The organism is Amycolatopsis sp. NBC_00438 (genome assembly GCF_036026695.1).
Taxonomy (GTDB): domain Bacteria; phylum Actinomycetota; class Actinomycetes; order Mycobacteriales; family Pseudonocardiaceae; genus Amycolatopsis.
The window spans coordinates 5931852-5951215 of sequence record NZ_CP107923.1 but is presented as its reverse complement, the minus strand read 5'-3'; the positions used below and the strand labels follow the sequence as shown (position 1 = coordinate 5951215).

Annotated in this window: 21 protein-coding genes; 13 read left to right on the top strand and 8 right to left on the bottom strand. The window is 70.7% G+C overall.

The features are described from left to right. The first annotated feature begins 3 nt into the window (after window positions 1–3). Both OG494_RS26375 and OG494_RS26370 read left to right on the top strand, forming a co-directional pair. Window positions 4–1773 (top strand): MFS transporter, encoded by a 1770-nt coding sequence (locus tag OG494_RS26375; RefSeq protein ID WP_328443191.1) that lies wholly within the window; start codon window positions 4–6, stop codon window positions 1771–1773. A 2-nt stretch (window positions 1774–1775) separates the two neighbouring features. Beyond that, on the top strand, window positions 1776–2183 hold the full coding sequence (locus OG494_RS26370) for an SUKH-3 domain-containing protein (protein WP_328443190.1): 408 nt from the start codon (window positions 1776–1778) through the stop codon (window positions 2181–2183). Between the two features lies 1 nt (window position 2184). Here OG494_RS26370 and OG494_RS26365 read toward each other — a convergent pair whose 3' ends face one another. Further along, complete coding sequence (locus OG494_RS26365) at window positions 2185–3285, bottom strand: acyltransferase family protein (protein ID WP_328443189.1); 1101 nt, start codon at window positions 3283–3285, stop codon at window positions 2185–2187. Between the two features lie 445 nt (window positions 3286–3730). On the opposite strand from OG494_RS26365, the gene OG494_RS26360 reads away from it, so the two are divergent. The 3 genes from OG494_RS26360 to OG494_RS26350 are packed head-to-tail and all read left to right on the top strand — an operon-like array spanning window position 3731 to window position 5583. Further along, complete coding sequence (locus OG494_RS26360; protein ID WP_328443188.1) at window positions 3731–4723, top strand: hypothetical protein; 993 nt, start codon at window positions 3731–3733, stop codon at window positions 4721–4723. A 16-nt stretch (window positions 4724–4739) separates the two neighbouring features. Then, window positions 4740–5135 carry a YwqJ-related putative deaminase gene (locus tag OG494_RS26355; protein ID WP_328443187.1) on the top strand — a complete coding sequence of 132 codons (396 nt, stop codon included), beginning with the start codon at window positions 4740–4742 and terminating at the stop codon, window positions 5133–5135. Between the two features lies 1 nt (window position 5136). Beyond that, window positions 5137–5583: an SUKH-3 domain-containing protein gene (locus tag OG494_RS26350; protein ID WP_328459027.1), complete on the top strand. Its 447-nt coding sequence runs from the start codon at window positions 5137–5139 to the stop codon at window positions 5581–5583. A 1-nt stretch (window position 5584) separates the two neighbouring features. Here the strand turns inward: OG494_RS26350 and OG494_RS26345 are convergent, their stop codons facing one another. Both OG494_RS26345 and OG494_RS26340 read right to left on the bottom strand, forming a co-directional pair. Continuing rightward, entirely contained in the window at window positions 5585–6247 is a 663-nt protein-coding gene (locus OG494_RS26345; RefSeq protein WP_328443186.1) for a peptidylprolyl isomerase, read from the bottom strand. Between the two features lie 26 nt (window positions 6248–6273). Continuing rightward, window positions 6274–6528, bottom strand: a complete 255-nt coding sequence (locus tag OG494_RS26340) for a DUF2631 domain-containing protein (RefSeq protein WP_247062457.1) — start codon at window positions 6526–6528, stop codon at window positions 6274–6276. 196 nt (window positions 6529–6724) lie between these two features. Here OG494_RS26340 and dxr point away from each other — a divergent pair, with 196 nt between their 5' ends. From dxr to ispG, 3 genes are all read left to right on the top strand, one after another. Beyond that, window positions 6725–7927 carry a 1-deoxy-D-xylulose-5-phosphate reductoisomerase gene (gene dxr, locus OG494_RS26335; protein ID WP_328443185.1) on the top strand — a complete coding sequence of 401 codons (1203 nt, stop codon included), beginning with the start codon at window positions 6725–6727 and terminating at the stop codon, window positions 7925–7927. A gap of 3 nt (window positions 7928–7930) precedes the next feature. Continuing rightward, window positions 7931–9145, top strand: coding sequence for a M50 family metallopeptidase (locus OG494_RS26330; protein ID WP_328443184.1), 1215 nt, complete (start codon window positions 7931–7933; stop codon window positions 9143–9145). Window positions 9146–9263: 118 nt separating this feature from the next. Then, the gene (ispG, locus tag OG494_RS26325; protein WP_328443183.1) at window positions 9264–10415 is read left to right on the top strand and encodes a flavodoxin-dependent (E)-4-hydroxy-3-methylbut-2-enyl-diphosphate synthase; all 1152 of its coding nucleotides are present in this window, start codon (window positions 9264–9266) and stop codon (window positions 10413–10415) included. Window positions 10416–10421: 6 nt separating this feature from the next. Here the strand turns inward: ispG and OG494_RS26320 are convergent, their stop codons facing one another. Further along, window positions 10422–10676: a hypothetical protein gene (locus tag OG494_RS26320; protein WP_328443182.1), complete on the bottom strand. Its 255-nt coding sequence runs from the start codon at window positions 10674–10676 to the stop codon at window positions 10422–10424. A gap of 83 nt (window positions 10677–10759) precedes the next feature. On the opposite strand from OG494_RS26320, the gene OG494_RS26315 reads away from it, so the two are divergent. Continuing rightward, complete coding sequence (locus OG494_RS26315; protein WP_328443181.1) at window positions 10760–11566, top strand: helix-turn-helix domain-containing protein; 807 nt, start codon at window positions 10760–10762, stop codon at window positions 11564–11566. Beyond that, on the top strand, window positions 11563–11955 hold the full coding sequence (locus OG494_RS26310; protein WP_328443180.1) for a VOC family protein: 393 nt from the start codon (window positions 11563–11565) through the stop codon (window positions 11953–11955). The genes OG494_RS26315 and OG494_RS26310 overlap by 4 nt, the downstream gene beginning before the upstream one ends. Before the next feature lie 814 nt (window positions 11956–12769). Here OG494_RS26310 and OG494_RS26305 read toward each other — a convergent pair. Beyond that, window positions 12770–12976 carry a DUF4177 domain-containing protein gene (locus OG494_RS26305; RefSeq protein ID WP_247062471.1) on the bottom strand — a complete coding sequence of 69 codons (207 nt, stop codon included), beginning with the start codon at window positions 12974–12976 and terminating at the stop codon, window positions 12770–12772. 100 nt (window positions 12977–13076) lie between these two features. Between OG494_RS26305 and OG494_RS26300 the strand changes: the two genes are divergently transcribed. From OG494_RS26300 to map, 3 genes are all read left to right on the top strand, one after another. Continuing rightward, entirely contained in the window at window positions 13077–13931 is an 855-nt protein-coding gene (locus tag OG494_RS26300; RefSeq protein ID WP_328443179.1) for a GNAT family N-acetyltransferase, read from the top strand. 61 nt (window positions 13932–13992) lie between these two features. After that, window positions 13993–15789: a penicillin-binding transpeptidase domain-containing protein gene (locus OG494_RS26295; RefSeq protein WP_328443178.1), complete on the top strand. Its 1797-nt coding sequence runs from the start codon at window positions 13993–13995 to the stop codon at window positions 15787–15789. A 23-nt stretch (window positions 15790–15812) separates the two neighbouring features. Then, on the top strand, window positions 15813–16670 hold the full coding sequence (gene map, locus OG494_RS26290; RefSeq protein ID WP_328443177.1) for a type I methionyl aminopeptidase: 858 nt from the start codon (window positions 15813–15815) through the stop codon (window positions 16668–16670). Between the two features lie 55 nt (window positions 16671–16725). Here map and OG494_RS26285 read toward each other — a convergent pair whose 3' ends face one another. The 3 genes from OG494_RS26285 to OG494_RS26275 are packed head-to-tail and all read right to left on the bottom strand — an operon-like array spanning window position 16726 to window position 19354. After that, entirely contained in the window at window positions 16726–17529 is an 804-nt protein-coding gene (locus OG494_RS26285; protein WP_328443176.1) for an ABC transporter permease, read from the bottom strand. Then, window positions 17529–18485 carry an ATP-binding cassette domain-containing protein gene (locus tag OG494_RS26280; protein WP_328443175.1) on the bottom strand — a complete coding sequence of 319 codons (957 nt, stop codon included), beginning with the start codon at window positions 18483–18485 and terminating at the stop codon, window positions 17529–17531. The genes OG494_RS26285 and OG494_RS26280 overlap by 1 nt, the downstream gene beginning before the upstream one ends. Window positions 18486–18511: 26 nt before the next feature. Next, a complete protein-coding gene (locus tag OG494_RS26275; RefSeq protein WP_328443174.1) occupies window positions 18512–19354 on the bottom strand; it encodes a DUF4097 family beta strand repeat-containing protein in 843 nt (280 codons plus the stop codon). Window positions 19355–19364 lie beyond the last annotated feature (10 nt).

Genomic DNA, 19364 nt, shown 5'->3' with positions numbered 1-19364 from the left:
ACAGTGGCGAAAAGCCGGACGTATTCGATCGAGGAACTGGGGCCTCGGTACAAGTGGATCGCGCTGTCCAACACGACGCTGGGCATGCTGATCGCCACGATCAACTCGTCGATCGTGCTCATCGCCCTGCCCGACATCTTCAAGGGCATCGGGATCAACCCCCTGGAACCGGCCAACACCAGCTACCTGCTGTGGATGATCATGGGCTTCCTCGTGGTCACCGCCGTGCTGGTGGTGAGCTTCGGGCGGCTCGGCGACATGTACGGCCGCGCCCGGATGTACAACCTGGGCTTCGCCGTCTTCACCGTTTCTTCCATCATGCTGGCCATCACCTGGTTCGACGGTGACGCGGCCGCGCTGTGGCTGATCGGCTGGCGGATCGTGCAGGGCGTCGGCGGCGCCTTCCTGATGGCGAACTCCTCGGCGATCCTCACCGACGCCTTCCCGGCCAACCAGCGCGGGCTCGCGCTCGGCATGAACGGCGTCGCGGCCATCGCGGGCTCGTTCCTCGGCCTGGTCGTCGGCGGTGTGCTGGCCCCGATCGACTGGAACCTGATCTTCCTGGTCTCGGTGCCCTTCGGCGTGATCGGCACGATCTGGGCGTACCTCAAGCTGCACGACACCGGCGTCCGCAAGCACGCGCGGATGGACTGGTGGGGCAACATCACCTTCGCCGTCGGCCTGATCTCGGTGCTGGTCGGCATCACCTACGGCATCCAGCCCTACGGATCCTCGGCGACCGGCTGGGGCAGCCCGATGGTGCTCTCGTGCCTGATCGGTGGCGTCGCGGTGCTGATCGGCTTCGTGGTCATCGAAACCAAGGTCGACAACCCGCTGTTCCGGCTCTCGCTGTTCAAGATCCGGTCGTTCACCTGGGGCAACATCGCCAACCTGACGGCGTCCCTCGGCCGCGGCGGGCTCCAGTTCATCCTGATCATCTGGCTGCAGGGCATCTGGCTCCCGCAGCACGGCTACACGTTCGAGCAGACGCCGTTGTGGGCGGGCATCTACATGCTGCCGATGACGGTCGGGTTCCTGCTGGCCGCGCCGACGTCGGGCATCCTCGCCGACCGGATCGGCAGCCGGATGCTGGCCTCCACCGGCCTGGCGATCACGGCGCTGACGTTCCTGCTGCTGATCATCCTGCCGGTGAACTTCGACTACTGGGCGTTCGCGGCGATCCTGCTGATCAACGGCATCGGCATGGGCATGTTCTCCTCGCCCAACCGCGCCGAGGTGATGAACAGCCTCCCGGCCGACGCGCGCGGCTCGGGCGCGGGCATGATGACGACCTTCCAGAACGCGGCGATGGTCCTGTCGATCGGCTTCTTCTTCAGCCTGATCATCTCGGGCCTCTCGAGCACCCTCCCGTCGACGATGCACGACGGCCTCCTGGCCCACGGCGTCCCCGAGGCGGCGGCGTCCCAGGTGGCCAGCCTGCCGGCGGTGGCGGTCCTGTTCGCGGCGTTCCTGGGGTACAACCCGATCCAGCAGCTGCTGGGTGGCCAGCTCTCGTCGCTGCCGCCGGACCAGGCCCAGTTCCTGACGGGCCGCAGCTTCTTCCCGAACCTGATCTCGGGCCCGTTCCAGTCGGGCTTGGCGGTGGCGTTCGGTTTCGCGATCGTGGTCTGCCTGATCGGCGCGGTGGCATCGCTGCTGACCAAGGACGCAAAGAAGCCGAAGGGCCAGTCGGTGGGCGAGGAACTGGCCGCAGTGGCCGGCGAGTCGGGCACCGGCCCCAGCGAACTGGTGGCGCCGGCCGTCGAGCGCTGACGGTGGTTCCGGAAGCCGGGTACCGCACCTGCGGTACCCGGCTTCCGTCGTTGAAGGGAACGGATGCCGCGCTACGAAGCCACCAGGTTCTCCCCGCGGACCGAAGCCGACCTGCGTGCCGCGGGCTGGCCCTGGACATCTACGGCCCGGGCATTTCAAGCGCCAGGGAACCTTTCGAGCTGAATCCGCTCCGGCTGGTCAGTGAACTCGAGCGCTTCGCGGAGTGGAGCGTGGAACTCGAGACATCGCTGTTCCCGGTCGGGCTGCTGGATCACGGCCGGTTCCTGCTGGGCATCTCCGAGAAGAGCGAGATCTTCCTCGTGGAAGCCTGGGTGGACACCTTCGGCATCGGCGACGCGGGACTGGAGAACCTGATACTGGGCGTGCTGCCGAAGACGGTGGCCGAGTGACTCAGGCCACGGCCATGGCGGGCTCGCCGACTTCGGCCACCGGAGCGGCTTCGGCCTTCTTCGCCCGGCGGCGGGCGATGATCCGGCGTCCGACGTCGATCATCGGCACCTCCACCCAGCGGTAGAGCAGGTCGGCGGCCAGCAGCCCGACGATCGTCACGGCGACCGCGGTGAGCGTGCGGTGCGGCGCGAACTGCGGGATCGCGCCGGCGAGGGCCATCGCGACCACGCCCTGCATGAGGTAGAGCGAGTAGGAGCGCTCGCCGATGAACCGCAGCGGTGCCAGCGACAGCACCCACGCGAGCGGGCCCCCGGCGACCAGCGACGGCACGAGCAGCGCCGCGAGCAGGATGTAGCACGTCCCGGTGATCGAACCGCCCTCGTCGTGCAGGAACGCGGTGATCTCGCCGAACATGGTCTGGACCGCGATCAGCGCGGCGGCGACCACCAGCCCGACGGCCGGGTGGGTGAAGAACCGCAGCGCGGCGAAGCCCTTGCGGTGGTGCAGCACGATCGCCAGCGTGCAGCCGATCAGGATCGGCGAGTACGCGCCCGCGTAGGGCATGAAGGGGATCAGCGCGAGCATGACGGCCACGAGAACCAGCGAGAGGCTCAGCCGCTTGACGAAACCGAGCGCGCCGACGCCGAAGGCGAGCAGCGGCCACACGAGGTAGAACTTCTGCTCGACGCCGAGGGTCCAGGCCTGGCCGAACAGGGTCATCTGGTGGTACTCGCCGACGAAGGCGACGTTCCACGGCAGCGCCGTCACGATCCCGCTGTGCCGCAGGCCCAGGCCGCGGAAGTAGGCGAAGACGACGACCACGCCGATGACGACGTAGTAGACGGGGAGGATGCGGAACGCCCGGCGGATGTAGAACTCGGCCAGGGAAACCCGGCCGTTGCGGGCCTCCTCGCGCAGCGCCAGGGTGGTGATCAGGAAGCCGGAGAGCACGAAGAACAGGTGCACCCCGATCCAGCCGTTGGCCCGCACCCAGCCGGGGCCGCCGTAGTGGAAGACGACCACGAGCACGGCGGCGATGGCACGAACGCCGTCGAGGGCGCCGAATCTTCGGGTGGCCAGGTACTCGTCGTGCGTCATCATCACGTGATCCCCCCACGCTGCACAGCCGACTGAACTCGCCCAATGTAATCGGGCGAAGCTGGCATTCACTCGTTGGGGTGACATTTTGACGGTAAACGGTCGAGCCAGGCGGGGGCGCGCAGGAATCGTGACTGGGGAGGCTGTGGTGTTCACTATTTCGGTTGGGGCACGGACGCGCGCCGCTTCTCCGGCCAGATCGCCGAGGCGGCGTTCTACGAGTACGCCGTCGGACCGACGACCGCCGCGGCTCACTTCCAGGCGCGGGCGGCGGCCGGTTCGCTCGCGAAGATCACGCTGCCCAGCTGCCGGATCGCCGCTCAGCTGAGCTACGACACCGCGGCCGACCGGCTCACCGAGGTCGTCGACCGCAACGGCGGGCACTGGCGACTCGGACGTCCGGTCGTCACGGGCACCGAAACCAACCTCATCCGCACGACTCAGGGCAGTGACCCCGGGAACCGGCCGCACTTCTACGACTACGACCCGGTACGAGGCCGGATCCTGCGGTACGTCGCGCCGGCGGGGCGGGGCATCCGCCCGGAAGACCGGCGCGACGGCGGCGGCAACCCGCTGCCTCCGGGACAACCCCACCTGTGATCCGCCGGCACCGCGCGGCAACGTCGTCGCGCGCAAGACGTGCCGCGTCGCGCCTGGCGCGACGTACACCTGCACGGACGTAGGCGTCCGCGCTCTACCGCTGACGGAGACCACCCCCGACGGCGCGGTCACCCGCCACCAGCACGCGGACGGAACCGAAGCGGCGGTGGGCGGCGGCAACGTCCCGGCCGGCCTGCTCCTGCAGACGGCCGACCCGCGCGACGGCGTCACGAGTTACTCCTACTTCCGCAACGGCGACTTGGCGAAGGTCGTCGACCCGGCGGGCTTGACGACTTCATATACGTACGACGTCTTCGGCCGCAAGAAGACGGAGACGCGCAGCAGCGCCTCCGATCCGGCCGGCGCGACGACGACGTACGCCTATGACGCCCGGTCGCACCAGGCCGCGGCCACGAGCCCCGGTGCGGTCAACTCCGTCACCGGTGTCACGCACACCGTGCAGACGCTCACTGGCTACGACGCCGACGGCAACGTCGTGCGAACCGAAAACCGCGACCTGACGGGCGGCGACGCCGCGCGGGTCACGACGACCGAATACGACGACTTCGGCAGGCCGAACCGGGTCGTCGACGCCGAGGGCGGGGGTGACCTCGTCCGGCTACGACGGCTTCGGCAACCGGACGTGGATGGTCGACGCCGGCGGCAACAAGTACGAGAACGGCTACACGGCGCGCAACGCAACCCGGAAACCCACCCCGGGCCCGGCGCTTGCGGGGTATGTGCGCCGCCACCTCCCGGGGGCTGCTGGTGCCCTTCGCCGCCTCCGCCCCGCCGCCGGGCATCCAGGCACGGATCGACCAGAACGAGGATTCTCCTGTGATGACCTCATTGACGCCGTGTCGGCACAAGCCGATCGCGGCAGCGAGATTCGACCTAGCCGGCGGACTCCGGGTGCGGCCGAAGGCATCCGGCTGACAAGCGGTGTGATCATCACCGGGAACAGCATGGGAGGGGAGACCCCGGTGCTCCATCCAGATGTTCAGGCGATCCTGGATGCCATTGAAAAAGCCGACCGCGGGCCGGGACACGGGCATTGCGGCTTGCCGATCTGCATCACTGCGGCGCTCGGGGACGGGCTCGACGTTTTCGGCGCGGAGGTCGCCGCCATGATCGTGCAGCGCGTCGGCAAGCCCAAGCACGGGTTTCCCATCGGACCGTGCAAAAGCTGCGAGCATCTGGTCGAGTACTACGATCTACGGTTCTTGACCGGCGAAAATGGCGTAGGTGACTGAGATGTCCAGATTTTCCGAGCGTGTTGAAGGGGACTTGCGAGCCGCGGGGTGGCTGCCCGGCAGGTCCGTCGATGTCGAGCATTGGCGTCGGCGGCTGACGGCCGACGGACTACTCGAAATGCACTCCGCGGCGGCGGAATTCTTGGCCGAATTCGGCGGCCTTAGCCTCGACATCGACGGTCAGGGGATCACGATGGCCCGTACTCCGGTCAGTTTCGATCCCATGAGGGGGGACGGGGAGGAGGAGCGATTCGCCGACTGGGGGCAGGAAGTGGGATTGTCCCTCTTCCCGATCGGCAGCCTGGAGTCCGAACGATTCTGCCTGGGAATGTCGGAGACCGGCGAAATATTCCTGGTGGAAGCATGGTTGGCGTCATTCGGCGTGGGTGATGCGGCGCTGGAGAACCTGATCCGCGGTGTCGCTCCCGTCAAGGTGGACGCCGAGTGACCTACCGGCCCAGTGAAGCGCGCTGGATCTTCACCGGCTTGGCCGGCGCGCCGTCCAGCGGCCCGTTCGGATCGGTCGGGATGATGCCGTCCGCGACCATGTGGTCGATCGCCGACATCCCGCTCACCACGCGCCCCATGACCGAGTAGTTCGCCGGGATGTTCGCGAACGAATGCACGATGAAGAACTCCGACCCGTTCGTCCCCGGCCCCTGGTTCCCCATGGCGATCGTCCCGCGCGGGTACGTCTCCGCGCCCGACACCTCGTCCGGGAACTTGTACCCCGGGCCGCCCTTTTCGACTTCGTAGATGTCGCCGCACTGTAGAACGCCCAGCCGGGCTGAGTTCGACAGCCGCCAGCACTGGGAGTGGTCGTAGAACCGCTGCAAGACCAGGGAAACCATGTTGTGCACCGCGCACGGGGCCGCACCCGCGCGGTCCAAGCGCACCGTCACCGGGCCGTAGTTGAAGCGGAAGGTGACATCCACGGTCCCGCGCGTCAGCGCGAACGGCAACGGCCGGATCACCGGACGGGCGGCCGGGTTCGCGGGCGTCGGCGTGAACTGGCACGGTACCACGATCGAAGACGCCGAAGCCGGGACGGCCGGCGCCACCAGCAGGGCACCCAGGACACCGACGAGAGCCAAACCCCAGCGCAGCTTCATGGGCCGGGAGGTTAGCGGGTCACCAACTACTTGCGCCAGGCCGTGCGGCGCTTGCGGATGTCGAGGACCAGCAGCAGGACCAGGAACGCGGCCAGTCCGACCAGCCAGACGTTCTCGGTGTTGTTCTCGTGGTTGCCCTTGATCATCACGAGCAGGATGACCGCGCTGACCCAGCCGGCGATCCGGGTGCCCTTCGGGAAGGAGCCGTGCCAGCCCCAGGCCGCGGACGGCTCGTCGCGGGGGTCGACCTCGGGCCGCTTCTCGACCGCCTTGCCTGCCACGATGAACTCCCTCAAGACCCATGAACCACGTACCCGGCGATGATCCCACACCTGCGCGTGCGCCGCGGACACGGCCCGCGTGGCTTGCGTCTCCCGCTCGCGGGCGATCGTGGCGGGCTTCCGGGCGGCCGCGGCCCGTCCGGCGAGGGAACCTCCGCGTGCGCCGCGGACACGGCCCGCGCGACAATGGCCCGCGATGACTACCTCGCGAAGCGTCCTCGTGCTCGGCTCGACCGGGTCCATCGGAGTGCAGGCCCTCGACGTCGCGGCGCGCAACCCGCACCTGTTCCGGGTGGCCGGGATCGCCGCGGGCGGCGCCGATCCGGCGGCCCTAGCCGCGCAGGCGCTCGCGCACGGCGTCGAGGCCGTCGCCGTGACTAGGGCCACGGCCGCCGAAGACCTGCAGCTCGCGCTGTACGCCGAAGCGCAGAAGCGCGGCTACTCCCAGGGCGACTTCAAGCTCCCGCGGCTCTTCGCGGGCTCGGACGCGGTCACCGAGCTGATCGACGCCGTGAAGGTCGACACCGTCCTCAACGCGCTGCCCGGCTCGCGCGGCCTCGAGCCGACGCTGCGGGCGCTGGCCACCGGCGCCACCCTCGCCTTGGCCAACAAGGAGTCGCTGATCGCCGGCGGGCCGCTCGTGCTCGCCGCGGCCAAGCCCGGGCAGCTCGTGCCCGTCGACTCCGAGCACTCCGCGATCGCGCAGGCCCTGCGCGCCGGTCGGCAGAGCGAGGTCGCCCGGCTCGTGCTCACCGCGTCCGGGGGGCCGTTCCGCGGCCGCAAGCGGGCCGAGCTGGCCGACGTCACCGTCGAACAGGCCATGGCGCACCCGACCTGGTCGATGGGCCCGCTGATCACCATCAACTCGGCCACCCTGGTCAACAAGGGCCTCGAGCTGATCGAAGCCGCGCTGCTGTTCGACATCGCGCCGGACAAGATCGACGTCACCGTGCACCCGCAGTCGATCGTGCACTCGATGGTGACTTTCACCGACGGCTCGACGATCGCCCAGGCCAGCCCGCCCGACATGCGGCTGCCGATCGCGCTCGCGCTGCACTGGCCCGACCGGGTGCCCGGCGCCGCCGCCGCGTGCACCTGGGACAAGGCCGCGACCTGGACTTTCGAGCCGCTGGACGACGAGGCCTTCCCGGCCGTCGAGCTGGCCCGGCACTGCGGCACGGTGGGCGGCTGCCTGCCCGCGGTCTACAACGCCGCGAACGAGGAGCTCGTCGCCGCCTTCCTGGCGCAGAACACCCGCTTCACGTCGATAGTGGACACTGTTTCCGAGGTGGTGGGAGCCGCCGACGAATGGCGTCGCGAACCTCGCGACGTCGAGGACGTTCTCGCGGCCGAGCGCTGGGCTCGCGCCCGGGCCGGTTCGATCATCGAGGGGAAGTAGCGGGTGCTCGCCTACATCATCGGTGTGGTGCTCTTCGCGCTGGGGATCTGCGTCTCCGTCGCGTTGCACGAAGCCGGTCACATGGTCACCGCGAAGGCCTTCGGCATGAAGGTCCGGCGGTACTTCGTGGGCTTCGGGCCCACGGTGTTCTCCTGGCGCCGCGGGGAGACCGAATACGGCCTGAAGTGGATCCCGCTCGGCGGGTTCTGCGACATCGCGGGCATGACGGCGCTCGACGAGGTCACGCCGGACGAGGCGCCGCGCGCGATGTGGCGGTTCAAGACCTGGAAGCGCACCGTCGTGATGAGCGCCGGGTCGATCACGCACTTCATCCTCGGCTTCGTGGTGCTCTACCTGATGGCCGTCACGATGGGCCTGCCGAACCTGACCCCCGCCGACCCCTCGCCGGTGCTGGCGACGACGTCCTGCGCGCGGTCGGCGACGACCGAGGAGCAGGCCAAGGACACCAGCTGCCCGCCGGGCGCCCTGACGCCGGCGAAGACCGCGGGCCTTCAGGCCGGGGACAAGGTCCTCTCGGTCGGCGGCAAGCCGGTGGCGAGCTGGACGGAGATGCTCGCGGCCGTGCAGGCCACCAGCGGCCCGACCGAGTTCGACGTGGTCCGCAACGGGCAGAACCTGTCGCTCGTCGTCGACGTGCCGAAGGTGCAGCGGTGGAGCAGCGCGGGCGTCCGCGAGGTCGGCATGATCGGCGCGTCGCCGGTGACACCCGCCATCACCACGCAGTACGGCCCGGTCGCCGCGGTCGGCGCCACCTTCAGCTTCACCGGCACGATGTTCGCCGAGACGGCGCAGCGGCTCGTGCAGTTCCCCGAGCGCATCCCCGCCGTGGTCTCCGCGATCTTCGGCGGCGAACGGGACCCGAACACCCCGGTCAGCGTCGTCGGCGCGAGCCGGATCGGCGGCGAGGCGGTCGAGCAGGGCATCTGGGTGCTGTTCTTCTTCCTGCTGGCCAGCCTGAACTTCTTCATCGGCGTGTTCAACCTGCTGCCGCTGCTCCCGCTCGACGGCGGGCACATCGCGGTGGTCTGGTACGAGCGGGTCCGCGACTGGATCCGCGGCCTGCGGGGCAAGGCGGCCGGTGGTCCGGTGGACTACACGAAGCTGTCCGGGCTCACGATGGTCCTGGTGCTCATCGGCGGTGCGGTGACCCTACTCACGGTGACGGCCGACATCGTCAATCCGATTCGCTTGCAGTAACGCCACGCCACGGAGGGGTTCCGGCTCCTCCGTGGCGTTCGGCACACGCCGTAATACTGCTCACCGTGACGGCTGACTTGGTGTAGGGCGCCCACTCGGGGTAGGTACGCTGGAAGTCGTGACCGTCGCACTCGGTATGCCCGCCCTGCCCCCGCCCGTCCTCTCCGAGCGCCGCAAGACCCGCCAGCTCCAGGTGGGCTCGGTCGGTGTCGGGAGCGACTTCCCGATCTCCGTCCAGTCGATGACGACGACGCTCACCTCCGACGTCAACGCGACCCTGCAGCAGATCGCCGAGCTCACGGCGGCGGGGTGCGACATCGTCCGCGTCGCCTGCCCCTCGGCCGACGACGCCGAGGCGCTGCCCGCGATCGCGAAGAAGTCGCAGATCCCGGTGATCGCCGACATCCACTTCCAGCCGAAGTACGTCTTCGCCGCGATCGAGGCCGGCTGCGCCGCGGTCCGCGTGAACCCGGGCAACATCCGGAAGTTCGACGACCAGGTCAAGGAGATCGCGCACGCCGCGAAGGACCACGGCACGCCGATCCGGATCGGCGTCAACGCCGGCTCGCTCGACAAGCGGATCATGGACAAGTACGGCAAGGCGACCCCGGAAGCGCTGGCCGAGTCGGCGCTGTGGGAGGCGTCGCTGTTCGCCGAGCACGACTTCCACGACATCAAGATCTCGGTCAAGCACAACGACCCGGTGGTCATGGTCCGCGCCTACGAGCTGCTCGCCGAGCAGTGCGACTACCCGCTGCACCTCGGCGTCACCGAGGCCGGTCCGGCGTTCCAGGGCACCATCAAGTCGGCCGTCGCGTTCGGCGCGCTGCTGCGGCAGGGGATCGGCGACACGATCCGGGTGTCGCTGTCCGCGCCGCCGGTCGAAGAGGTCAAGGTCGGCATCCAGATCCTGCAGTCGCTGAACCTCAAGCAGCGCAAGCTGGAGATCGTGTCGTGCCCGTCGTGCGGGCGCGCGCAGGTCGACGTCTACACGCTCGCCGAGCAGGTCACCGCCGGGCTCGAGGGCATGGAGATCCCGCTGCGGGTGGCCGTCATGGGCTGCGTCGTCAACGGCCCGGGCGAGGCCCGCGAGGCCGACCTCGGCGTCGCGTCGGGCAACGGCAAGGGCCAGATCTTCGTCAAGGGCGAGGTCATCAAGACGGTGCCGGAGCACGCGATCGTCGAGACCCTGATCGAGGAGGCCATGCGCATCGCCGAAGAGGCGGGCGAAGGCCTCGGCGAGGGCGCGCCGGTCGTCACCGCCGGCTGAGGGCGCTCACCCTTGCAGGTGGTGCTGGGCGGCGTCGCGGATCTGCAGCCGGACGTTCTCCAGCGCGGCCGCGACTTCGTCGATCTGCTGTGACGCGAGCTGGATCGAGCCCTGGATCGCGGTCGCGCTCGACGTCTCCCCGAGTAGGCCCATGACCTGGGCCTGCAGGTCTTCGAGGTCGCTCTTCGTCGCGAGCGCGATGCCGGTGGGCACTTGGTCGGCGAGCAGCTCCAGCTGCTGCGCTTGCTCCTGGATCGTCATCGGTGGTTCCTTCCGCGGTGGGGACGCACCTTCCGTGTTAGCAGAAACCGGAACTGTCGGTGGTGACGTTTACGCTGGCATTCGTGAGCGTGGGCTGGGCCGTCGGCGAGCCGCACCCGGTGGTGCGGCCCCTGGTCACGCGCTACATCGGGTACGCGCAGGACGATGTGACGCTGGCCGTGCACCGCGGGCTGCCGTCCCGGTACGTGACGCTCGTCATCAGCCTGGCCGGGCCCGTCCGGATGGCCGGGCACTCCCTGCAGGCCCTGGTCGGCGGGCTGCACACGAGCGCGGTGCTGATCGAGCAGGACCGCATTCAGGAAGGCCTCCAGCTCGAGCTCGACCCGCTGGGCGTGCGCACGCTGCTCGGCGTGACCGCGGCCGAGCTGAGCGGTGACGTCGTGGACCTGGCCGAGTTCGGCCTCGGCGACCTGCCGGATCGGCTGCGGGCGCGGCCGACGTGGCCCGAGCGGTTCGCCCTGCTCGACGACGTCCTGGCGGCGCGGGCGGTGGACCCGCGGCGGCCACCTCCCGAGCTGGGGGAGGCGTGGCGCCGGATGCGCGGCGCCGACGGCCAGGTGCGTGTCGCGGACCTCGCCGGCGAGGTCGGCTGGAGCCGGCGGCACCTGGGCGAGCGCTTCCGGGCGGAGCTGGGCCTGGCGCCGAAGCAGGCGGCGCGCGTGCTGCGGTTCGAGCGAGCCGGCCGGCTGTTGCGTGATGGCCACTGCGACCTGGCCGCGCTCGCCGTCGAGTGCGGCTTCTACGACCAGGCGCACCTGAGCAACGAGTGGCGGGCGCTGGCCGGGTGCACCCCGGGCACGTGGATCGCCGAGGAGCTCCCGTTCCTCCAAGACGGGGAGGTCGCCGCCGGGCAAAACTCACCGGTATGACTCCTGCACCGAACGTCTGGCCGGCCCTGCGTTACGACGACGCCCCGGCCGCGGTCCGTTTCCTCGTCGACGTCCTGGGCTTCACCGAGACGCTGGTGGTCCCCGACGGCGACCTCGTCGCCCACGCCGAGCTGCGCTGGCCCGAAGGCGGCGCCGTGATGCTGGGCAGCGTCCGGCCGCCCGACGGCGTCCACGACGCGATGAAGCCCGGCACCGGCGCGGTGTACGTCGTGTCGGACCACGTGGACGACGTCCACGCGAAGGCAGAGGCCGCCGGCGCCGAGATCACGGCCGAGCTGACCGACACGGACTACGGCTCGCACACGTTCAGCCTGCGCGACCCGGAGGGCAACGCCTGGACGTTCGGCACCTACCGCGGCGCCCCGTGACTGACCCCGGTGGCGAGGGGATCGGGCGCGCCGTGACCGACCCGGAGGGCAACGCCTGGACGTTCGGCACCTACCGCGGCGCACCCTGACCGACCCCGGTGGCGAGGGGATCGGGCGCGCCGTGACCGACCCGGTGGCGGCGCGACCGCCCGGGTCGACGTCGGACGGCTGCCCGGGTGCCTCGCTTCGGCCGGTTCCGCGCTCGCGGCAGGCCATGGCCGGGTCGAATCCTCGGTTCGCACCGGCAAAAGTGGCCGCTGCCGGAAGCGACGGCCTGCCCGGGTGGCTCGCCACCTTCGCCGCCGAGTGTCGGCGCCGGCAATCCACCCGTGCGCCCGCGGCGGTCGGCTGAACCCGGCCGCGCTCGTGACGGTCGGCTGAATCCCCTGGCCCCGCCATGGCGGCCTGGCCGAACCCGGCCGCGCCCACGGCGGCCGGTCGAACCCGGCCCACCGGGCCCGATCCACGGCGGGGCGATTGGGTCGCTTTGGCCGCGCCTGTGGTGGTCGGTTGACCCGGCCTGCCGGGCCTGGATCTGCGGCGGGCCGGTCGGGCGCGGCTGCTTCGGCCGCCCCCGCGGCGGCCGATCGAACCCGGCCCACCGGGCCCGATCCGCGGCGGGGCGATCGGGTCGCTTTGGCCGCGCCTGTGGTGGTCGGTTGACCCGGCCTACCGGGCCCGGATCTGCGGCGGGCCGGTCGGGCGCGGCTGCTTCGGCCGCCCCCGCGGCGGCCGATCGAACCCGGCCCACCGGGCCTAACCCGCAGCGCGCCGATCGGGCGCGGCCGCGCCGGCCGCGCCCGCATCCCACCGCCTACTGGACGGGCCGCTCGAAGGTGACCAGCAGGCCTTCGACCCCGCCGGGGCCGACCCGGCCCTTGACCTCGGCCGACGTGATGGCCTTGAGCTGCCACCCGTCCCCGGCGTGGTCGTTGAGCAGCTTCTCGAGTTTGTCCCCGGACATCTTGCCGCCCAGGAGCTTCTCGCGGACCTCGACGACCTTGTACGCGTAGCGCTGCATGTCTTCGATTCTGCCCGGTTCGCCGGACACCGGCTGTTCATCTGAGCGTGTCGAGAGGCTCGCGTTCCGTTTCGGCTGTTCATCTGGCACCCTGGACCCCGTGTTGCGGCTTGCAGGTGCACGGCTGCTCGATGATCGGGACTATCCGGCGGTCCGTGCCGCGCTCGCCGCCGACCCGGTGGGCAGCTGCATGGTCAGTGCCAGGGTGGAGGCCGCGGGCCTCGATCCCTGGCGGCTCGGTGGCGAGCTCTGGGCGGCCGACGCCCGCCCGGTCCGCGCCGGGCGGCTCCAAGGGCTGTGCTTCTCCGGCCCCAACCTGATCCCCCTGCGCGGCAACGCGCCCGCGTTGCGCTCCTTCGCCGATCGCGCGCTGCGCCGGCAGCGGACGTGCTCGTCGCTGGTCGGCCCGGCCGAGCAGGTGCTCGGGTTGTGGGACGAACTCTCCGACGAGTGGGGTCCGGCCCGCGAAGTGCGCGACGATCAGCCGTTGATGGCGCTCGACACGCTGCCGATCATCAAGGCGGACCCGGCGGTCCGGCCGGTCCGTCCGGACGAGCTCGAGCGCTACCTGCCCGCGGCCGTCGCCATGTTCATCGAAGAGGTCGGCGTCGACCCGCGCAGCGGTGACGGCGGCGCCAGCTACCGCGCCCGCGTCACCGAACTGATCGCCGCCGGCCGCGCGTTCGCCCGGTTCGAGCACGGCGAGGTCGTGTTCAAGGCGGAGATCGGCGCGATGTCGGCGTCCGTCGGCCAGATCCAGGGCGTCTGGGTGCACCCCGACCGCCGCGGCGGCGGCCTCGGCACCGCGGGCACGGCCGCCGTGGTGAACCGGCTCGTCCGCGGCCTCGGCCGCACCGCGAGCCTCTACGTCAACGGCTACAACAAACCCGCGCTCGCGGCCTACCGCAAGATCGGCTTCCAGCAGGTCGGCCAGTACGCGACGGTGCTGTTCTAGCACTCTTCCGTGGCGGCGTTTCACCCCCGCCGCGCGCCCCTGACCAGGGCATCATCCCGCCATGAGTGCACGTCGAAGCGGTGCCGCCCTCGCGGTGCTGCTGCTCGCCGCCTCGACCGCGGCCGGCTGTTCGGGCGGCGGCCCCGAGGACGCCCTCTCCGCGTTCCTGGACGCCGTCGCGTCCGGGGACATCGCCGCCGCCGCGGCGAACACCGACTCGCCGGACGCGGCGAAGACCGTGCTGACGCAGGTCCGCGGCGCTCTCGACCCGGAGTCCCTGGACGTCGAGGACGAAGAGGTGAAGGAGCCGGCGGACGGCGACACCGTCACGGCCGGCTACCAGCTCACCTGGCACCTCCCGCACGGGCGCACCTGGTCCTACCGCGCCGACGCCCAGCTGCGCGCGGCCGAGAGCGGCTGGCAGGTGCACTGGCAGCCGACGGTCGTGCACCCGCAGCTCGCGGTCGGCCAGACCCTCGGCGTGCTGCCGCAGCTGCCGGAGACGGCGCCGGTCCTCGACCGCGACGGCGTGCCGCTGATGCGCCCGCAGACCGTGATCGGCGTGGTCGTCGACCCGGCGAAGACCGGCGACGCGGGCGCGGTGGCCAAGTCGCTCGCCGCCGCGCTGCACCGGTACGAGCCGTCGGTGACGGGCCGCTCGCTGCTGGACGGCATGGGCAAGACCAAACCCGGCGCCACGTTCCCGGTGATCACCCTGCGCGCCGGCGACTACCAGCGGGTCAAGCCGGTGATCTACGACCTGCCCGGCGTCCGCTTCGCCGCCCAGGAACGGCTGCTGCCGGTGACGCGCGGGTCCGGGACGCAGGTGCTGCCGGCCATCCGCGCACTGGTCGAGCAGGACCTGGCCGGGGCGGCGGGCTGGCGGATCGTCACCCAGGACGTCACCGGCGGCGAGGTGTCCGAGCTGCAGGCCGAGCCGCCGAAGCCCGGGCCCGCGATCACCAGCACGCTCAGCGCGCGGATCCAGGACGCGGCCGAGAAGGCCCTCGCGCCGGCCGAGTACCCGGCCGCGCTCGTGGCCATCCAGCCGTCGAGCGGCGACATCCTGGCCGTGGCGCAGAACGAGGCGGCCGACGCCGAAGGTTCGCTGGCGCTGGCCGGGCGGTTCCCGCCGGGCTCGACGTTCAAGATCGTCACCGCGGCGGCCGCCCTGGCGGACGGCGACGTCGAGGCCGAAAGCCCGGTCGACTGCCCCGGCACCACGACGATCGAGAACCGCGTCGTGCCGAACGAAGGCCGCTTCGACCTGGGCCGGGTCTCGTTGAAGACGGCGTTCGCGAAGTCGTGCAACACCACCTTCGCCCGGCTCGCGGCTGGCCTCCCGGGGGCGGCGCTGACCGACACGGCCAAGTCGTTCGGCATCGGCGCGGACTTCGTCGTCCCGGGCCTGACCACGGTCACCGGCGCGGTCCCGGCCACCGACTCCGCCGTCCAGCGCGCGGAAAACGGCTTCGGCCAGGGGACGGTGGTGATCAGCCCGTTCGGGATGGCCCTGGTCGCGGCGACCGTGCAGGCCGGGAAGGTGCCGACGCCGTCGCTGGTGAAGGGGCGCCCGGCGACCGTGCAGGGCACCGGCGACGCGCCGTCGGACGACGTGCTCGGGGCGCTGCGCGGGATGATGCGCGAGGTCGTCACGTCGGGGACCGCGACCGGGCTGCGGGACATCCCCGACGTCGCCGGCAAGACCGGCACGGCCCAGTTCGGCGACGGCTCCCGCTCCCACGGCTGGTTCGTCGGCTACCGCGGCGACCTGGCGTTCGCGGTGCTGCTGACCGAGGCGGGATCCTCCAAACCGGCGGTTCAGGCCGCACACCGGTTCCTGGCGGCGATCGGCTGAGCGGTGCGTCGTAAGGTGGAGGCATGTCCGTTCGTGCCCCGCTGGTGCCCGGCGTCCAGACGCCGCGCCGTGACGTCCCCAGTTCCATCGCCCGTCCCGAGTACGTGGACAAGCCGGCGCCGAAGCGGGACACCGGCAACGGCGTGCGCACGCCCGAGGTGATCGAGGCGATGCGCGTCGCGAGCCGGATCGCGGCGCAGGCCCTGGAGGAGGGCGGCAAGGCCGTCAAGCCGGGCGCGACCACCGACGACATCGACAAGGTCGTCCACGAGTACCTGCTCGACCACCACGCCTACCCGTCGACGCTGGGCTACCGCGGCTTCCCGAAGTCGTGCTGCACCTCGCTCAACGAGGTCATCTGCCACGGCATCCCGGACTCGACGGTGCTCGAGGACGGCGACATCTGCAACATCGACGTCACCGCCTTCATCGGCGGCGTGCACGGCGACACGAACGCGACGTTCCTGGCGGGTGACGTCTCCGAGGAGGTCCGCCTGCTGGTGGAGCGCACCCGCGAGGCGACGCTGCGCTCGATCAAGGCGGTCCGCCCGGGCCGCCGGCTCAACGTGATCGGCCGGGTCATCGAGGCCTACGCCAAGCGCTTCGGCTACGGCGTGGTCCGCGACTTCACCGGCCACGGCGTCGGCCCGTCGTTCCACACCGCGCCGACGGTGCTGCACTACGAGGAGCCCTCGGTGGAGACGGTGATCGAGGAGGGCATGACCTTCACGATCGAGCCGATGATCACCCTCGGCACCATCGACTACGACATCTGGTCCGACGACTGGACGGTCACCACGAAGGACAAGAAGTGGACGGCCCAGTTCGAGCACACCCTCGTGGTGACCGCCGACGGCGCCGAGATCCTGACCCTGCCGTAGCCCTCGTGAGTGTTCAGGGCGGTTAGAGCCGCCCTGAACACTCACGAGCCGTGGCTCAGTGGCTGGTTGCCTTCTGGTAGCAGCGCACCGAAAGCGGCACGAACACCGCCAGCAGCACCACGATCCACAGCACCGACGCCAGCACCGCGTGCTGCATCGGCCAGACGTCGTGCGGGGGCAGGGCCGCGCTCGTGTTGCCGAACAGGTTCCGGGACGCCTGCGTGATCGCCGAGATCGGGTTCCAGTCGGCGATCACCCGCAGCGGGGTCGGCAGCCGGCCGCTGTCGACGAACGTGTTGGCCAGGAACGTCAGCGGGAAGATCGCGATGCTCGAGACGTTGTTGAACACCTCGGGTTTGCGCACGGCCAGCCCGATCGTCCCCATCACCCACGAGAGCGCGTAGGCGAAGGCGAGCAGCAGGAGCACGCCACCCAGCGCCTCGAGGACGCCGGTGTGGATCCGCCAGCCGACCAGCAGCCCGACCAGGCCCATGATCAGCAGGCTCGTCACGTTGAGGATCAGGTCGGCGGTGGTCCGCCCGATCAGCACCGCGGCGGGGGACATCGGCAGCGAGCGGAACCGGTCGATGATCCCCTTCTGCAGGTCGTCGGTCAGGCCGTAGCCGGTGACGATGCTGCCCATCGCCACCGCGAGCGTGAAGATCCCCGGCAGCATGAACTCGCGGTAGGACAGGCCGGGGATGTCGATCACGCTGCCGAACACGTAGCCGAAGAGCAGCACGAACATCACCGGCAGGAACACGATGGACCCGAGCAGGTCCAGCGACCGGAAGATCTTGATCGAGTTCCGCTTGGCGACGGTGACGCCGTCGGTCACGGCCAGCTGCACCGCGTTCATCACACGGCCTCCTTCGCGGGTTCGGTCACGTCGTGACCGGTGAGGGTGAGGAAAACGTCGTCGAGGGTGGGACGCCGGAGGCCGACGTCGCGGACGTCGACGCCGTCGGCGGCCAGCAGGGCCAGCGCTTCGGTAAGCGCTTTCGCGCCGTGGGTCACGGGCACGGTGAGCCGGAACCCGTCGGACTGCGGTTCGCCGCTGCCCAGCCCGGCCAGCGTCGCCCGCGCGAGGGTGACGTCGTCGTGGGTGCCGACGGTGAGCTCGATCCGCTCGCCGCCGACGAGGTCCTTGAGCTCGTCGGCGGTGCCGCGGGCGATCACCCGGCCGTGGTCGACGACGGCGATGCTGTCGGCGAGCCGGTCCGCCTCTTCGAGGTACTGCGTGGTGAGCAGCAGTGTCGTACCGCCCGAAACCAGCTCCGTGATGACGTCCCACAGGTCCGTGCGGGCGCGCGGGTCGAGCCCGGTCGTGGGCTCGTCGAGGAACAGCACCGGCGGGTTGGCCACCAGCGCGCCGGCCAGGTCGAGCCGGCGCCGCATGCCGCCCGAGTAGCCCTTCACCGGCCGGTCGGCGGCGTCTTCGAGGTCGAACCGGGCCAGCAGTTCCCGGCCGCGGGCCTTCGCGCGCTTGGTGCCGAGGTGGTAGAGCCGCCCGACCATTTCGAGGTTCTCCGCCCCGGTCAGCTCCAGGTCGACGGCGGCGTACTGCCCGGACGCGCCGATGTGCGACCGCAGCTCGTGCGCGTCCCGCACGACGTCGAACCCGGCGACGGTGGCGTATCCGGCGTCCGGCTTCTGCAACGTCGTGAGGATCTGGACGGTGGTGGTCTTCCCCGCGCCGTTCGGCCCGAGCACGCCGAGCACGGTGCCTTCCGGCACCCGCAGCGACATGCCGTCGAGCGCGGTCACGCCGCCGTACTTCTTGACGAGTCCTTCGGCCACGATGGCGTCTGGCATCGGATTCCCCTTCTGTGTCAACGAGTTCAGGACCGGCGGACGACGATGTCGCCGGTGTAGGAGCGGGCGCGGACCTCGACGGTCTCGTCGGTCTGCCCGGGGCCGTCGGCCGCGGCGAGCGAGTTGTGCACGCTGCCGATGAGCGAGTTGAGGACCAGCCATGCGGCACTGCCCTCGCGGACGCCGACCTCGATCTCGCCGACGGCGGTTTCGAGCACGACGGTGTCGCGGACGACCTCGCCGATCCGGACGTCCCCGGCCGCGGTCTTGGCGTTGACGGCGGTGTGCGCGACGTCGACGAAGATGTCGCCGTTGGCCGAGCTGACCCGCAGGTCGCCGGTCACCGTGCCGACCCGGGTCTCGCCGCTGGAGTTCTTCAGCGCGGCCGAGCCGTCGATCTCGCGGAGCCGGATGTCCCCGGAGCCGGTGCTCACCTCGGCGTGCCCGCTGGCGTGGCCGACCGTGACGTCGCCGACCGCGGTGGTGGCTTCGAGCCGGGTCGTCTCGTCGAGGTCGATGGTGCCCATCGACGTCTTGAACCGGCACTCGCCGAGCGCCCCGGTGGCCCGGAAGTCGCCCATCGCGGTGGTGCCGCGGATGCCGGACCCGGCGGGCAGCTCCACGACGACGATCAGCGAGCCACCCTTCCCGAAGAGCTTCGTGTGGTACTTCGGGCCCTTGACCAGCAGGGCGTTGCCGGTGAATTCGATCTGGGTCTTCTCGGCGGCGGACACGTCGTCGCGGTCGTGCGGGTCGGCCGGGGTGACCTCGACGACGGTGTCGGCGCGGTCGCTCGCGACGATCCGGACGTCGGCGATGCTGGCGTCGATCGTGGCCGTGATCGGCTCGGGGGTGGCGAAAATCGGCATGGCTGTGCCC

Bases quoted from the DNA above. Each gene is read 5' to 3' on its own strand.
- OG494_RS26320 (WP_328443182.1), bottom strand. From the start codon at position 10,676: ATGACGATCCAGGAGCAAGCGCAGCAGCTGGAGCTGCTCGCCGACCAA.
- OG494_RS26310 (WP_328443180.1), top strand. From the start codon at position 11,563: ATGACTCCTGCACCGAACGTCTGGCCGGCCCTGCGTTACGACGACGCC.
- dxr (WP_328443185.1), top strand. From the start codon at position 6,725: ATGACTACCTCGCGAAGCGTCCTCGTGCTCGGCTCGACCGGGTCCATC.
- OG494_RS26285 (WP_328443176.1), bottom strand. From the start codon at position 17,529: ATGAACGCGGTGCAGCTGGCCGTGACCGACGGCGTCACCGTCGCCAAG.
- OG494_RS26295 (WP_328443178.1), top strand. From the start codon at position 13,993: ATGAGTGCACGTCGAAGCGGTGCCGCCCTCGCGGTGCTGCTGCTCGCC.
- OG494_RS26275 (WP_328443174.1), bottom strand. From the start codon at position 19,354: ATGCCGATTTTCGCCACCCCCGAGCCGATCACGGCCACGATCGACGCC.
- map (WP_328443177.1), top strand. From the start codon at position 15,813: ATGTCCGTTCGTGCCCCGCTGGTGCCCGGCGTCCAGACGCCGCGCCGT.
- OG494_RS26305 (WP_247062471.1), bottom strand. From the start codon at position 12,976: ATGCAGCGCTACGCGTACAAGGTCGTCGAGGTCCGCGAGAAGCTCCTG.
- OG494_RS26280 (WP_328443175.1), bottom strand. From the start codon at position 18,485: ATGCCAGACGCCATCGTGGCCGAAGGACTCGTCAAGAAGTACGGCGGC.
- OG494_RS26365 (WP_328443189.1), bottom strand. From the start codon at position 3,285: ATGATGACGCACGACGAGTACCTGGCCACCCGAAGATTCGGCGCCCTC.
- OG494_RS26350 (WP_328459027.1), top strand. From the start codon at position 5,137: ATGTCCAGATTTTCCGAGCGTGTTGAAGGGGACTTGCGAGCCGCGGGG.
- OG494_RS26345 (WP_328443186.1), bottom strand. From the start codon at position 6,247: ATGAAGCTGCGCTGGGGTTTGGCTCTCGTCGGTGTCCTGGGTGCCCTG.